Below are 15,207 nucleotides of genomic sequence, written 5' to 3'. Positions count from 1 at the left end.
ATGAAAGGATCCTTCCATGAGCGGCATCACTGCGCTTATCGATAATGAAGTCAAAAACAACGATGTTGTACTTTTTCTGAAAGGCACACCGGATTTCCCGCAATGCGGTTTCTCCGGTCAGGTTGTTCAGGTTCTGGACTATATCGGCGTTGACTACAAAGGTATCAATGTTCTGGCGTCCGACGAAATGCGTCAGGGCATCAAGGAATATTCCAACTGGCCGACTATTCCTCAGCTTTACGTAAAAGGTGAGTTCATCGGCGGCTGCGATATCGTGCGTGAAATGTTTCAGGCCGGTGAATTGCAGGCTCTGCTGACTGAAAAAGGCATTGCTACCAAAGCAGCCTGATCAAAGATCAGAACGTCACAAAATCGTGATACTAAAAAACGGCAGAGTTTCTGCCGTTTTTTTTCATTTAAACTATTAAATAGAATTTATCATTCCGGCCAGATTGCGCTCTGCGCAAATCCCTATATGTTGGAATATACCGGTTTATAAGACTGCTTCGCAGAAAATCCGGGTTTACAGCCCACGGATACAGCGGACAGTTTGTCCGGATCAAACATTTTCAAACAGTATTTATCTGCAGCGCCGCCTTTACAAGGGTGCGTCGTAAAACTGCGAATAAATGCCTCCCTGATTTTTCAGGCAACAAGATTGCGAACGCCCCTGCAGCTATTTTGAGGCTGCACGGCTTTCGCCCCCGTTCCGTTCAGCTGATTGCGGGCTGTTTCTGCCCGTGCGCTGTTCAAATATTCCTGTTTCGTTATCACTCCGGCATTTTGCCTGTGTACGGAACATCGCTTCAGCCTCCGGCTCAGACAATATCGCAGCAGATATTGCCATAATCATTCCGCCGGTTCCTGATCCGCAATCGATTTATCCGACCGCATTTCCGGCCGGACAAGGCATGTCAAAGATGAAAAGTGAACTCCCCGCAGGTGTAGCATCTGCATCCGGCAAACAGGCTGCTGACGGATTTAAACTATCCAAAGTAGAATTTATTGCCCTTATTGCGGCGCTGATGGCCATCAATGCTCTGGCAATTGATGTCATGCTGCCCGCTCTGTCCGAAATCGGCTCTTCCCTTGGTGTTCTCACACCAAACCACCACCAATATGTCGTAACAGTTTATCTGTTCGGCTTTGCAATCTCGCAGCTGTTCTACGGCCCAATCAGTGATCGTTTTGGCCGCAAAAAACCGCTATTGATCGGTATTGGTATTTATATCACCACTGCCCTTGCCTGCGTCTGGGTGCCGGAATTCAATATGTTGCTGGCCTTGCGCTTTCTGCAGGGTATTGGTGCTGCAGCAACCCGCGTGATGACTGTTTCTATTGTCCGCGACCGCTATTCCGGTCGTGCAATGGCGGAAATCATGTCGCTGGCAATGATGGTTTTCATGATTGTGCCGGTGATTGCACCAGCGACCGGTGAAGTCATTCTGTTCTTCTCCGAATGGCATATGATTTTCGGTTTCATGGCCTTTTTTGCCTGTGCGATCGGTTTCTGGGCTTATGCCCGTATGCCGGAAACCCTTGCACCGGAAAACCGCCGCCCTTTCACAGCCAAGTCCGTTATCAATGGTTTTGGCATCGTGATCGGTAACCGCGTGGCATTCTGCTACACGCTGGCTGCATCCTTTATGCTCGGCTCGCTGTTCGGTTTTATCAACTCAGCCCAGCAGATTTATGTCGACATTTATGATCTGGGTCGCGGCTTTCCGCTGGCATTTGCAGCGGTTGCAGCATTCATGGCGCTGTCGGCCTTCCTCAACTCACGGATGGTCGGTCGCTTCGGTATGCGTCGTATTTCGCAAACCCTGCTGATTACATTTATCAGCCTCAGCCTGTTGCTGTTCCTGCTTTCGGTATTTTTTGATGGTCCCGTACCGTTTCCGATCTATATCGTGATCTTCGCACTGATCATGTTCTGCTTCGGCTCAATCGGCGGTAACTTCAATGCTTTGGCAATGGAGCCGCTTGGTCAGGTTGCAGGTACAGCTTCTTCTGTTCTTGGCTTTGTACAGTCACTGACCGGTGCAGCCATCGGCATGCTGATAGGTCAGTCCTTCAATGGTACAACCGTGCCGATGGCGCTCGGCTATTTTATTGTCGGTGCTATCGCGATGGTGTTTGTGCTGATTGCGGAACAGGGCAAACTGTTCCGTGCGGTTTCTCCGTCACCACAGCATGTGATTGAGAAATGATACGAATAAAAAAGCCCGCTCTTCAGCGGGCTTTTTAGTGTCTCATATTACTTCTGCCACAGCGCCTGCTTGATCGCCTGCCAGCTATCTGCATCCGGTGCGATAATCAAACCACCATCCACATGACCCGGCTTATAGGCACTACCGTCAAGCCGTGCGGTATAGCCACCCGCTTCCTGATGGATCAGATTGCCCGGCAGATGATCCCAAGGCATCAGCTTGTTATAAACCGCGAAATGCGCAGAACCGGTGGCAATCACGCGATATTCATGCGCTGCACAGCGATAGCCGAGATGCGAGAGAAATTTCGCCTGATTACCGGCAACCAGCGTACGATCCGGCTCCGGCAAATATTGCCACGACACACAACCAGTCATTTGGTTCAATGGCGGCGCATCAGCAACGCGCACTTTGTGTTCACTGCCATCGGCACGGCGGACATAACTGCCTGCCCCTTTAACACCGATCAGCCAGTCACGCCCCATCGGATCATAGATGATACCGGCAACGGTTTCACCCTTGATATTGACCGAGAGCATGACACCAAACAGCGGCACACCGGATGCGAAATTGAACGTACCATCCACCGGATCAATGGTGAAAGCCAGATCAGCCGTGCTCAATCCGTTCAGTAAAGCCGGATTTTCACTGCAAGCCTCTTCACCCACGATCACGGCATCAGCAAAACGCTCACGCAGAGCAGCTGTAATAACCTTCTCCGAATTGACATCGGCCTCAGTTACCAGATCAGCAGCCGAGGTTTTCTGGCGAATTTCACTGCTGTCCAGCCGGCGAAATCGCGGCAGAATTTCCGTATCAGCGGTCGAGCCGAGCAAATCAGCCAGCCAGTTAATCTCGTGATGATCAAACATAGTCTGCTTCCGTTATTCTTCTGAGGGAGATGTGAGTTCCGGCGCCATCAGCGACGCAAAATCAAAAATCTTACGATCCAGCAAATGGCTCGGGCGCACATTGGCCAGTGCGCGGATCATCGTATCTTTACGACCCGGCATACGCTTTTCGATATCGGTCAGCATGGCCTTCATCATATTACGCTGCAAGCCGTCCTGACTGCCGCACAGATCACAAGGAATGATCGGGAATTCCATAGCTGTGGCAAATTTTGCCAGATCATCTTCCGCTGCATAGGCCAACGGGCGCAAGACCAGCAAATCGCCCTCATCATTCAGCAGTTTCGGCGGCATCGATGCCAGACGGCCACCGTGGAACAGGTTCATGAAGAAGGTCTCGAGAATATCTTCGCGGTGGTGGCCAAGCACCAGCGCCGAACAGCCCTCTTCTCGTGCAACACGGTACAGGTTGCCACGGCGCAAACGCGAACAAAGCGCGCAATAAGTCTGGGTTTCCGGCACCTTATCCGTCACGATCGAATAAGTGTCCTGATATTCAATACGATGGGTAATCTGATTTTTGGTCAGGTAATCCGGCAAAATATGTTTCGGAAAATTCGGCTGTCCCTGATCGAGATTGCAGGCAATCAGATCGACCGGCAACACACCGCGCCATTTCAGATCAAGCAGCAGCGCCAAGAGGCCGTATGAATCCTTGCCGCCGGAAAGCGCCACCAGCCAGCGATCCCCAGGACGCACCATGGCGAAATCATCCATCGCCTGACGGGTCTGGCGCAACAAACGCTTACGCAACTTGTTGAAGCCCACCGAGGACGGCACATTACGGAACAGCGGGTGACAACCGTCTCCGCCCATATCCTCATCACTCATGGATGCATAATCATCCAGTTCCTGACTGATATCGGAAACCGGCATAGGCTTGGCCAATTTGTCCTGCAAATCTGAAGCTGTATCGCCGTTCAGGGCTGTGTCGTGAATATTCATAGATATCTCTGCTGCAAAAACTGCTGTTAGAGCAACCTTTGTGTGTCACAAGTCTGGCACACGGCGCTCGATAGCATCGAATAAAGCGAACCGTCCCTGTTCGCAACAAAGAAGCGGCTTTTCAGCCGCCTCTTCAATCAGAAATCGTTATTTCCTAAACCTGTTATATTTTTTCATCACTTCAACCAGCCGGTCATGCGGAAGCGCGTAAGAGATATTATCGTCCCGCCCCTTCATTGTTTCAGCCGCAATCATCGTATTGATAATCGCTTCTTCTGTAGCCAAGGCAGTGGCATGAATAAGCGGGTCCATTTTATGATTGGAAACCATCTCCAACTGGCTATTGGCTTCACGGCTATAAGCATCAGGATTGGCCGTTGAGAAGGCAATGAAAATATCCCCGCTGCCATTGGCGCCAAAACCACCGACACGACCCAGCCCGACAGAGACACGGCGGGTCAGCCGCTTAAGCTGATGCGGCAGCAGCGGAGCGTCCGTTGCCACGACAACAATAATCGAACCGCTCTCCTCACGCGTCCACGAGGTATCCTGCATCAGCTCGGTGATTTCCTCACCAACCGGCACACCGGCAATCATTAGATCCTGCCGTCTGCCGAAATTGCCCTGCACCAACACACCAACAGTATAATCGCCTTCATCTTCATTCAACTTGCGCGATGAAGTACCGGTACCACCTTTAAAGTGAAACAGGTTCATGCCGGTGCCGCCGCCGACATTCCCCTCGGCAATTTTGCCGCCCGCAGCATTATCCAGCGCGGCATAGACATGCTCTTTCTTCACATGCATACCGTTGATATCGTTCAGAATACCGTCCCATGTTTCCGCAACCACCGGCAATAACCAGTACAGGTCCTTGAAATGAGGCCCTGTCAGATCATTATCAATCAGCCAAGACACCACGGAATCCCGTACCACACCCACACTATGCGTATTGGTGATCGCTATCGGCCCTTCTAGGAAACCGCTCTCCTCAAGCCATGTTGTACCGGTCATCTCGCCATTACCATTGAAAGATGTCCAGCCGGCAAAAACCGGATTAAAAGTCTTTCCGCGCGGCAAAATAGCCGTGACACCAGTTCGCGCAGGGCCCTTGCCGGTTTCAAGCTTACCCTCACCCTCGATAATCGTCGAATAACCAACGGTCACGCCTTCAACATCGGTAATGGCATTATTCGGACCTGTTGTTCCTGTAAACGGAATACCGAGATCACGTGCGCGCGGTTTATGCGATGTGCTTGTCATTAAAAATTTCCATATTCTGCAATCAAACAACTTCGCAAAAGGCAGGAGCCACCTCAGCACGAAACTGCTTCAGACAAAACAGCGTTTTGTCCTGATTTTCGAGAACCCTCCGTGGCGGTATATCGTCATGCTCCCCGATACCGCCGCGGGCATATAAGCACCGCAAATTTATCCGCGCAATTGCTTTCATCCCGCCGTTACCGGCAGGTTATGTCATCATCAGAATTTTGGGGAGAAGATAAATCAGGGCAGAGGTACATCCGCCAGCGTAATTAGAGCGCCGTGTGCCAGACTTGGCACACAAAGGTCGCTCTAACACTTTAAAATGAGAGCATAATTTCATCTTAAACTGATTCAAGTTTAGAGAATTATGCTCTAATTTACGCGCATACAAAAATGCCCTGCCGCTCACTTATTTTGGCGCGCAGGGCTTTTGATTGGGGTTCATCCCATTTTGCCGGTAGTCATTCGCCGACAAGATTTCAAATATCCGCCATGAAGGCAGTTTATTTGCAGTAGAGATAAATTGTTGCTCTTTCAGTAAAACCACACTTCAACTTTCATTTGTGACAGTTTGGTTCCAAACCGCAGATATAGCATTCAGCCATATTTTCAGAACCGTACCACTTTCATCAAATCCGTAACTGCATCATCGGTTGCCGAAGCATTCAGACAGGTAAGTTGCGTTATTGACCATTCTATTCAAACTATTTTTCAGATAGCTTTCATAAAAATCCGGTAGTTTCAGAAAAAACATTAGTTTCCGACGATATAATATCGTCATGCATGGTCAGGTGGACTCATCCTTATATTCCTCCTGTTTGCGCGCAGAACAGAATAGTTCCTGTCTGGCTTATGCCCGTCTTCAGCATGTCGGGACTTGTAGTCCCTTTCCTCCGCTGGAGCTGAAGACAATTTCAGTGTGCTCTCCGCAAGCCCGACCGTCAACTCACAGCTTTTCACATTATATTACACCATTATTTGATGAGCTTAGATGAGAAACACCCGCACTCTGACGTGTATTTCAGAATCTGACTGGACTTAGGTTCATATTTTGTTCTATAAATCAGATCAAAGCAAAGAGTAGTCTGCATGAGTCCTCTTACAGGTCAGTGCACATCATTCTTCTGTAAATCCGGCCAATATTGAGTTTAAGCAGAGCCCACCTATATAAATGTCTGAGTTTCGGCTGCGGACAGAGTAATCTCTGCTTGTCTGATTTAACCGGCCAAATGTTATGCATCCAACGCAGGCACAATGCTGATGAGCGATCAAAAATTTATCTCCATTCGCGGCGCCCGCGAACATAATCTGAAAAATATTGATATTGACCTGCCCCGTGACAAGCTGATTGTCATGACCGGCCTGTCCGGCTCGGGCAAGTCGTCGCTTGCTTTCGATACAATCTATGCGGAAGGTCAGCGTCGTTATGTCGAGAGTCTTTCAGCCTATGCGCGCCAGTTTCTGGAAATGATGCAAAAGCCGGATGTCGACCAGATTGATGGTCTGTCTCCTGCCATTTCTATTGAACAGAAAACCACCAGCCGCAACCCGCGCTCAACGGTCGGTACTGTCACCGAGATTTACGATTATCTGCGCCTGCTCTATGCGCGTGTCGGTATTCCTTACTCCCCTGCAACCGGCCTGCCGATTGAGAGCCAGACTGTCAGCCAGATGGTTGACCGCGTAATGGCTTTTGAAGAAGGCACACGGCTCTATATCATGGCGCCGATTGTGCGTGGCCGTAAGGGTGAATACCGCAAAGAACTGGCCGAACTGCAGAAAAAAGGCTTCCAGCGCGTCAAAATTGACGGCGAATTCTATGAAATCGCCGATGCACCGGCACTGGACAAAAAATACAAGCACGACATTGATGTTGTGGTTGACCGCGTTGTGGTGCGCCCTGACCTCGCTTCGCGTCTGGCCGACAGTCTGGAAACCTGCTTGCAACTCGCAGAAGGTCTGGCGATTGCCGAATTTGCAGACAAGCCGCTGCCCCCGGAAGCAACAGCAGCAGACAGTGTCAATAAATCCAAGAACGAGACCCATGAGCGTGTGTTATTCTCGGAAAAATTCGCCTGCCCTGTCTCCGGTTTTACAATTGCCGAGATCGAACCGCGCCTGTTCTCCTTTAACAACCCGTTTGGTGCCTGCCCGACCTGTGATGGTCTGGGTTCACAACAGGCAATTGATCCCAACCTGATTGTGCCGGATGAAACTCTGCGCATGAAAGACGGTGCAATTGCGCCTTGGGCAAAGTCCTCATCACCATATTACAATCAGACATTGGAAGCCTTGGGTAAAGCCTATGGTTTCAAGCTGACCGATAAATGGCAGGATCTGAGCGAAGACGCTAAGAAGGCTGTGCTTCATGGCACGAAGGGCAAAGAAATTACCTTTGTCTATAAGGACGGCTCACGTTCTTACGAAACCACCAAGACATTTGAAGGCGTTATCCCTAATCTGCAGCGCCGCTGGAAAGAAACCGACTCCAACTGGTCGCGTGAAGAGATCGAACGCTATATGTCGGCCACCCCTTGTCCGGCTTGCGCAGGCTATCGCCTGAAACCGGAAGCACTGGCCGTTAAAGTCGGCAAGATGCATATCGGCCAGCTGACCGAAATGTCGATCCGCAATGCTGACCAATGGTTCAGCACGATTGATCAGCAGTTCAATGATAAGCAGAATGAAATCGCTGCCCGTATTCTGAAAGAAATCCGTGAGCGCCTGCGCTTCCTCAACGATGTCGGGCTGGATTATCTCTCGCTGTCGCGTAACTCCGGCACACTGTCCGGTGGTGAAAGCCAGCGTATTCGTCTCGCCTCGCAGATCGGCTCCGGCCTCACCGGCGTACTCTATGTGCTTGACGAACCATCCATCGGTTTGCACCAGCGCGACAATGCCCGCCTGCTCGACACGCTGCGTCATCTGCGCGATCTCGGCAATACTGTGATCGTGGTTGAGCATGATGAAGATGCCATCCTCACTGCAGACTATGTGGTCGATATCGGCCCTGCGGCAGGTATTCATGGTGGTCAGGTTATTGCTGAAGGCAAACCAGCGGAGATCATGAGTAACCCGAACTCGCTCACCGGCAAATATCTCTCCGGCGCAATGCAGGTTATGGTTCCTGCAGAACGCCGTAAGATCACAAAATCCAAGCGTATTAAAGTTGTCGGCGCCCGTGCCAATAATCTTAAAAACGTAACCGGTGAAATTCCGCTCGGCACCTTTACCGCAGTAACCGGCGTGTCCGGCGGTGGCAAGTCCACATTCCTGATTGAAACCCTGTTCAAAGCCGCATCGCGCAAGATTATGGGTTCGCGCGAACATCCGGCAGAACATGACCGGATTGAAGGTCTGGAACTACTGGATAAAGTGATTGATATTGATCAGTCACCGATTGGCCGCACCCCGCGTTCCAATCCGGCCACTTATACCGGTGCCTTCACACCAATCCGCGACTGGTTCGCCGGTCTGCCGGAAGCCAAAGCACGCGGCTATCAGCCAGGACGCTTCTCTTTCAACGTCAAAGGCGGACGCTGCGAAGCCTGTCAGGGTGACGGTGTTATCAAGATTGAAATGCACTTCCTGCCGGATGTTTATGTGACTTGCGATGTCTGTAACGGTAAACGCTATAATCGCGAAACATTGGAAGTTCTGTTTAAAGGCAAAAGCATCGCTGATGTTCTTGATATGACGGTTGAAGAAGGCGTGGAGTTTTTCTCTGCTGTACCGAGTATCCGTGACAAGATGGAAACCCTGCATCGTGTCGGCCTCGGCTATATCAAAATCGGCCAGCAGGCGACCACCCTCTCCGGAGGTGAAGCCCAGCGCGTTAAGCTCGCCAAAGAACTCTCCCGCCGCGCAACCGGCAAGACATTGTATATTCTTGATGAGCCGACAACCGGTTTGCATTTCCACGACGTTGCCAAGCTTCTGGAAGTGCTGCACGAACTGGTTGATCAGGGCAATACGGTTGCCGTGATTGAGCACAATCTCGAGGTCATCAAAACCGCGGACTGGGTGCTGGATCTGGGACCTGAAGGCGGTGACGGTGGCGGTGAAATCGTTGCAGTCGGTCGTCCGGAAGATATCGTTGCCGAGCCGCGCTCCTATACCGGTCATTTCCTCAAAGAGTTGCTGGAACGCCGTCCGGACGGAAAAACATTGGCTGCGGAATAAAAGGCAGCGCAATACATGCATACGAAAACGCCGCGTAACAATTTACGCGGCGTTTTTATTAGAAACGCAGGAATAGAAGCGGGGTCGACAACACCTCTGCAGTCTCCCCAAAAAATCAGGTGCTAATCAGCTAAACGCGCCCAGATTTGAGGTATCAATGCTGGCATATCCTCGGCAATCATGCCCTTTGGTGCGGCTTCCGCATAATAATTCGCCGTTTCCGCATGAATCCAGACAGCGGCACATGCCGCTTCAAATGCTGGCATTCCCTGCGCCGACAAGCTGGCAATAATACCGGTCAGCACATCGCCGGAACCGGCCGTAGCCAGCAATGCATTGCCATTGATGTTAATCGCAGCACGGCCATCCGGTGCTGCAATCACTGTATCTGCGCCCTTGTAAATCACCACAGCATTGCTCAGAGAGGAAGCCTGTCTCGCACGGGTGACTTTATCGGCCTGCATATTCACAACAGCGCCGAACAAGCGGTGAAACTCCCCCTCATGCGGCGTGACGATCAGTGAAGGTTTAGAGGTTTTTGCAGCATCAAATAATCTTTGTGGCTGATCTTTAAACGCAGTCAAACCGTCCGCGTCCAGCACCAGCGCGCCAAGATCACCACTTTGCAACATTGACAAGGTAAGCTCAGATGCGCGTTGTAAATCGCCAAATGCAGGGCCCAGAACGGCTGCCCGCACTTGACGTTGCTTGAAAAACTCCACCACAGTTGCATCATCCTGCAATGGTCGCAACATCACACTCGTCAGTTGTGCAGCATGTACAGGCAGAGCTTCATCAGGCGCAATAACAGTTACCAGTCCTGCACCTGCACGCGCAGCCGCCGCCGCACTCAGCCGTGCTGCACCTGTAGCCGTCAACCCGCCTGAGAACACAGCCACATGCCCGCGACTGAATTTATGACTGTTCACATCAGCCCAAGGCAGCAGCTTTTCCCATAGTTCAGTATCGTTTTCATAAAGCTGCGGATGAATGTCCTGCAAAACGGAAGTTTCAATGCCAATATTATAAAGGCTGAGCCAGCCGCAATGCTCCCGCCCCGGCTGCAACAAATGGCCGGGCTTTTTGCGGAAAAAGCTGACTGTCAGGTCGGCCTTAACAGCTGTTCCCATGATTTGTCCGCTGTCACCTGAAATACCGCTGGGCAAATCGACTGCACAAACCGGCGTACCGGATTGATTGAGCTGATTAATACAGTCCGCAATCTCACCCGTAATATTGCGTGACAATCCGGCACCGTAAAAAGCATCAATCACCAGATCAAATTGCTTTGGATCGAATACCGACAAAGGCAGTATTTCACCCCCCTCTGTGGTGTAGGCATGCTGTGCTTGCCACGCATCAGTAATATCGTACGGAGGTAAATCACTAAAGCAATAAACATGCTTGCCACCCTGCCGGTAGTGTCGGGCGACAACATAACCATCACCGCCATTATTGCCATGCCCGCAGAGAACGGCAATCCGCAGAGCATCCGGCCAAAAGCTGCTGGCTTGCTGATAAACCGCCTCGCCCGCATTACACATCAGCGCATAACTGTCTGTACCAGCTGCAATCGTCAGCTGATCAGCACGAGACATCTGATCCGGCGTTAACAGCTCCATGATTACCCCTCACAAGCCAATCTCAAGGCAACTGCCTAATATTTAGGCAGCTTGAATAAATATTAATCAGAAACAAAATCTTGCCCGCTTAATCTCACACCATATGCGGCTTCGCCAGATGAATGTTTAAAAAATAAGCATATCTAAAACACAAATATTTGAACATTTAGGATTGATCGCATTTTATTAAAACGAGCCATATTCAATTGTATCAATGACTTAATAGCAGCAGCGATTAAGAGCACCGGACTAGCACTGCTAAAAATACAAAATTCTCACTTTATTTCACACCAGATCAACACTTTGGCATGATTTATGCTTATAGTCATTCAACACGTGTGTAATATCGGATTAAAGCATTTCCAGCAAAAGTGCGAAGCGGTTTTGCGTCGGATAATGCGTAAAACAAACAGTTACAGCGGTTCCAACGCTTTAGTCTTAACTGGAACCGCTGTAAAAACTCAGGAGGCAGCATTCTGATGAAAAAAATCGAAGCTATCATTAAGCCGTTCAAACTTGATGAAGTCAAAGAAGCACTTCAGGACGTCGGCCTGCAAGGTATCACTGTTCTTGAAGCCAAAGGCTTTGGCCGTCAGAAAGGCCATACCGAGCTTTACCGCGGTGCGGAATATGTTGTTGATTTTCTGCCTAAGGTAAAAATCGAAGTCGTGCTTGCTGATGATGCTGTGGATGCCGCTGTTGAAGCCATCCGCAAAGCCGCGCAAACCGGCCGTATCGGCGATGGTAAAATCTTCATCTCCAATATTGAAGAAGTGATCCGTATCCGCACCGGTGAAACCGGTCCTGACGCCATTTAAAGCGTACGCGTAAAAGTGTGAAACGGTTTTCGGATAAGATACGCGTAGAAACAAATAGATAGAGCATTTTCTATATTTGAAAATAAAATGAAAATGCTCTGACCTTATAAATTTCGCCGGTTTTCCGGCCAGACACAATCTGCTTAACGTCGTTCAATAGGAAACACGCATATGACGACTGCTCACGATATTCTGAAACTGATCTCTGACAACGACGTTAAATTCGTTGACCTGCGCTTTACCGATCCTAAAGGCAAGCTGCACCACGTCACTATGGATGTGGGTATGGTTGATGAAGAAATGTTTGCTGACGGCGTGATGTTCGACGCATCCTCCATCGGCGGCTGGAAAGCCATCAATGAATCCGACATGGTTCTGATGCCGGATCCGGCTTCTGCGCATATGGATCCGTTCTTTGCAGCTTCCACACTGGTTCTGCTCTGCGACATTCTTGATCCGGTTACCGGTGAGACCTACAACCGCGATCCGCGCGGCACTGCCAAAAAAGCAGAAGCCTATGTGAAATCACTCGGTATCGGCGATACTGTTTTCATCGGCCCTGAAGCTGAATTCTTCATCTTCGACGATGTGAAATATAAGAACGATCCTTACAACACAGGCTTCAAGCTGGATTCCAATGAGCTGCCATCGAATGATGACACCGATTACGAAACCGGCAATATGGGCCACCGCCCGCGCGTAAAAGGTGGTTATTTCCCTGTACCTCCAATCGATAGCTGTCAGGATATGCGCTCGGAAATGCTCACAGTACTGTCCGAAATGGGCGTAACTGTTGAAAAGCATCACCATGAAGTTGCTGCTGCCCAGCATGAACTCGGCGTTAAATTCGACACACTCGTCGCCAATGCCGACAAGATGCAGCTCTTCAAATACGTGGTTCACCAGACTGCAAACGCCTATGGCAAAACTGCAACCTTCATGCCTAAGCCGATCTTCGGCGACAACGGCTCGGGTATGCATGTTCACGTCTCCATCTGGAAAGACGGCAAACCAACTTTCGCCGGTAACGAATATGCCGGTCTGTCGGAAAGCTGCCTGTTCTTCATCGGCGGCGTGATCAAACATGCCAAAGCACTGAATGCCTTCTGCAACCCGTCAACCAACTCCTATAAGCGTCTGGTTCCGGGCTATGAAGCACCTGTTCTGCTGGCCTATTCCGCCCGTAACCGTTCAGCTTCCTGCCGCATTCCGCTTGGCAATTCGCCAAAAGCAAAACGTCTGGAAGTCCGCTTCCCGGATCCGACAGCAAACCCTTACTACTGCTTTGCCGCTATCCTGATGGCCGGTCTTGACGGCATCAAGAACAAGATCCATCCGGGTCAGGCAATGGATAAAGATCTCTATGATCTGCCAGCTAAAGAACTGAAAAAAATCCCGACTGTTTGCGGTAGCTTGCGTGAAGCGCTGCAGAGCCTCGACAAAGACCGCGCCTTCCTTAAAGCAGGCGATGTGTTCAGCGACGATCAGATCGACAGCTTCATTGAGCTGAAAATGCAGGAAGTCATGCGCTTTGAAATGGCTCCGCATCCGATCGAATTCGACATGTACTATTCCTGCTAAGTTTCCAGCAGAAAAAGAACCCCGCCAATAGCGGGGTTTTTTATTGCAAAATTCCAAGTGAATCTAATTACCAGGCAATCCATGTAAGGCACTGGTTATTTTATATTTCACATAATAAAAAGCCGCTTCAGAAAATACTGAAGCGGCTTTCTTTTAATGTTTTCAAGGCGTGTTATACAGCGCTTTGGCGATCATAACAGCAGCGCGGATTTCCTTCTCGCGCCATGCACGGCGTGCCTGCGCCTCTTCATCCTCGCCCCACTGTTCAATTGTCCAGTCTTCATCGACATGGGCAGCTTTCCATGCGGCATCCAGATCAACGGCACCTTTAAACAGCGCCAGACCGGTTACAGCCGAACCGCACAGCGTTGTCATCACATGCAATGTGGCGAGTGCAATCGGGTCTGTCACCATACGCAGATGCGCACCAAAGGCGGCCAGTGCTTCACGCGGCTGCGCGATATGCATCAGCCCTTCGGTCACTTCAAAATTAGCGCCAAGTGTTGCCGCCCAATCCAGCAGCGGATCCCAGTTTTCGCGCTGACGCTCAACCAGTTCCTTCGGACTGTCTGCACGGTAGCACAGCAGATCAGTACCGGCGAAACGCAGAATTTCTTCCTGCACCGCCTGCATTTCTGCCGCCACACCATCAATTGCCGTATTCACCAGACGCGTAGCCGGCATATCCTTCGGATCAATATGTGTATCCTGACGGGCGAATTCATCTGCCAAAATTTGTGCGGCAGCCTCAGTCGGCACCACCAGTTTGTTACGCAGCGGCGTATTCACCAGCTTACCGTCTAACAGTACGGCAAAGCCGCTCGCTTCATAGGCACCTACTGATACATCCTTGTAAAAACGCTTTGGCAGCGGTGTCAGCATCTGTTTCTGTGCCCGGATAACCGGATCAGGATCAGACAGCATCGATTCATGATCGAGCCGCGCCTGTTCGATATCTTCAAGAATATTGCGCATAAAATTTCCTAAATATTCCGGCTCAAAACTCTTCCGCATAATCAGCGGGCAAGCTGAACCAACAAATCCGACGGATGATGCAAAATCGCACTGGCACCCGCTTCACTCAATCTCTCAGGCTTATGATAGCCCCAGTTCACACCAATTGCGGTGGCACCGGCGCTGCCTGCCATCATCATATCGTAAGTCGTGTCACCGATTACAAAGGTCTGCGACACATCGCAACCCGTCTCGTGGCAACATTCCAGCACCATTGCCGGATGCGGCTTGGACGGGCAATCATCTGCGCAACGTGATACAAGAAAATGCGGTTCAAAGCCATGGCGCTCCATCACCGAGACCACACCACGACGGGATTTGCCTGTGACCATACCCAGCAAAATATCATCTTGCTGCGCCAAACCGTCAATTAAATCCGCAATACCATCATACAAAGGTTCATCAAAATCCGCTTCCAGCCGGATTTTGCGAAATTGCAGCTTATATTGCTCGGTCAGATGATCGACCTCAGCACCCATCGGAATGCCGGAGACCTGAGAAATCGCCAGATTAAGCGTCAGCCCGATTATTTCCTGTGTTTCATTGAGTTCCGGAATACGCAAACCCGCATTGGCAAAAGTCTCAGCCATACACCGGTGAATCACGCCGCCGCTATTGACCAGCGTTCCGTCACAATCAAACAGCACCAGTTTCATGT

11 protein-coding genes are annotated in these 15,207 nt (G+C 50.4%); 5 read left to right on the top strand and 6 right to left on the bottom strand.

Annotated features, from left to right (window positions below; translation table 11 throughout):
• Nucleotides 1-16 precede the first annotated feature (16 nt).
• A complete protein-coding gene (gene grxD, locus DFR47_RS13610) occupies nucleotides 17-349 on the top strand; it encodes a Grx4 family monothiol glutaredoxin (RefSeq protein WP_113944932.1) in 333 nt (110 codons plus the stop codon).
• Nucleotides 350-911: 562 nt separating this feature from the next.
• Nucleotides 912-2,210 carry a multidrug effflux MFS transporter gene (locus tag DFR47_RS13605; protein ID WP_281011641.1) on the top strand — a complete coding sequence of 433 codons (1,299 nt, stop codon included), beginning with the start codon at nucleotides 912-914 and terminating at the stop codon, nucleotides 2,208-2,210.
• A gap of 47 nt (nucleotides 2,211-2,257) precedes the next feature.
• Here DFR47_RS13605 and DFR47_RS13600 read toward each other — a convergent pair whose 3' ends face one another.
• The 3 genes from DFR47_RS13600 to DFR47_RS13590 form a co-directional block, all read right to left on the bottom strand.
• Nucleotides 2,258-3,082, bottom strand: a complete 825-nt coding sequence (locus DFR47_RS13600; protein WP_113944931.1) for an inositol monophosphatase family protein — start codon at nucleotides 3,080-3,082, stop codon at nucleotides 2,258-2,260.
• A 12-nt stretch (nucleotides 3,083-3,094) separates the two neighbouring features.
• Nucleotides 3,095-3,952, bottom strand: coding sequence for a tRNA 2-thiocytidine(32) synthetase TtcA (gene ttcA / locus DFR47_RS13595; RefSeq protein ID WP_113945020.1), 858 nt, complete (start codon nucleotides 3,950-3,952; stop codon nucleotides 3,095-3,097).
• A 261-nt stretch (nucleotides 3,953-4,213) separates the two neighbouring features.
• Nucleotides 4,214-5,329 carry a DmpA family aminopeptidase gene (locus tag DFR47_RS13590; RefSeq protein ID WP_113944930.1) on the bottom strand — a complete coding sequence of 372 codons (1,116 nt, stop codon included), beginning with the start codon at nucleotides 5,327-5,329 and terminating at the stop codon, nucleotides 4,214-4,216.
• Between the two features lie 1,263 nt (nucleotides 5,330-6,592).
• Here DFR47_RS13590 and uvrA point away from each other — a divergent pair.
• A complete protein-coding gene (gene uvrA, locus DFR47_RS13585; protein WP_113945019.1) occupies nucleotides 6,593-9,514 on the top strand; it encodes an excinuclease ABC subunit UvrA in 2,922 nt (973 codons plus the stop codon).
• A 122-nt stretch (nucleotides 9,515-9,636) separates the two neighbouring features.
• Here the strand turns inward: uvrA and DFR47_RS13580 are convergent, their stop codons facing one another.
• Nucleotides 9,637-11,139 (bottom strand): NAD(P)H-hydrate dehydratase, encoded by a 1,503-nt coding sequence (locus tag DFR47_RS13580; protein WP_113944929.1) that lies wholly within the window; start codon nucleotides 11,137-11,139, stop codon nucleotides 9,637-9,639.
• 476 nt (nucleotides 11,140-11,615) lie between these two features.
• On the opposite strand from DFR47_RS13580, the gene DFR47_RS13575 reads away from it, so the two are divergent.
• Both DFR47_RS13575 and glnA read left to right on the top strand, forming a co-directional pair.
• Nucleotides 11,616-11,954, top strand: coding sequence for a P-II family nitrogen regulator (locus DFR47_RS13575; protein ID WP_113944928.1), 339 nt, complete (start codon nucleotides 11,616-11,618; stop codon nucleotides 11,952-11,954).
• Nucleotides 11,955-12,125: 171 nt separating this feature from the next.
• Nucleotides 12,126-13,535 carry a type I glutamate--ammonia ligase gene (gene glnA, locus DFR47_RS13570; protein ID WP_113944927.1) on the top strand — a complete coding sequence of 470 codons (1,410 nt, stop codon included), beginning with the start codon at nucleotides 12,126-12,128 and terminating at the stop codon, nucleotides 13,533-13,535.
• 162 nt (nucleotides 13,536-13,697) lie between these two features.
• On the opposite strand, the gene DFR47_RS13565 is transcribed toward glnA, so the two are convergent.
• Together DFR47_RS13565 and DFR47_RS13560 are read right to left on the bottom strand one after the other, a co-directional pair.
• Entirely contained in the window at nucleotides 13,698-14,510 is an 813-nt protein-coding gene (locus DFR47_RS13565; protein ID WP_113944926.1) for an ATP12 family chaperone protein, read from the bottom strand.
• Between the two features lie 41 nt (nucleotides 14,511-14,551).
• A complete protein-coding gene (locus DFR47_RS13560) occupies nucleotides 14,552-15,205 on the bottom strand; it encodes an HAD-IA family hydrolase (protein WP_113944925.1) in 654 nt (217 codons plus the stop codon).
• Between the last annotated feature and the right edge of the window lie 2 nt (nucleotides 15,206-15,207).

The sequence above is a fragment of the Pseudochrobactrum asaccharolyticum genome (genome assembly GCF_003314995.1).
Taxonomy (GTDB): domain Bacteria; phylum Pseudomonadota; class Alphaproteobacteria; order Rhizobiales; family Rhizobiaceae; genus Pseudochrobactrum; species Pseudochrobactrum asaccharolyticum.
This window is presented reverse-complemented; position numbering and strand designations above follow the sequence as displayed.

Bases quoted from the DNA above. Each gene is read 5' to 3' on its own strand.
- grxD (WP_113944932.1), top strand. From the start codon at position 17: ATGAGCGGCATCACTGCGCTTATCGATAATGAAGTCAAAAACAACGAT.
- DFR47_RS13605 (WP_281011641.1), top strand. From the start codon at position 912: ATGTCAAAGATGAAAAGTGAACTCCCCGCAGGTGTAGCATCTGCATCC.
- DFR47_RS13600 (WP_113944931.1), bottom strand. From the start codon at position 3,082: ATGTTTGATCATCACGAGATTAACTGGCTGGCTGATTTGCTCGGCTCG.
- ttcA (WP_113945020.1), bottom strand. From the start codon at position 3,952: ATGAGTGATGAGGATATGGGCGGAGACGGTTGTCACCCGCTGTTCCGT.
- DFR47_RS13590 (WP_113944930.1), bottom strand. From the start codon at position 5,329: ATGACAAGCACATCGCATAAACCGCGCGCACGTGATCTCGGTATTCCG.
- uvrA (WP_113945019.1), top strand. From the start codon at position 6,593: ATGAGCGATCAAAAATTTATCTCCATTCGCGGCGCCCGCGAACATAAT.
- DFR47_RS13575 (WP_113944928.1), top strand. From the start codon at position 11,616: ATGAAAAAAATCGAAGCTATCATTAAGCCGTTCAAACTTGATGAAGTC.
- glnA (WP_113944927.1), top strand. From the start codon at position 12,126: ATGACGACTGCTCACGATATTCTGAAACTGATCTCTGACAACGACGTT.
- DFR47_RS13565 (WP_113944926.1), bottom strand. From the start codon at position 14,510: ATGCGCAATATTCTTGAAGATATCGAACAGGCGCGGCTCGATCATGAA.
- DFR47_RS13560 (WP_113944925.1), bottom strand. From the start codon at position 15,205: ATGAAACTGGTGCTGTTTGATTGTGACGGAACGCTGGTCAATAGCGGC.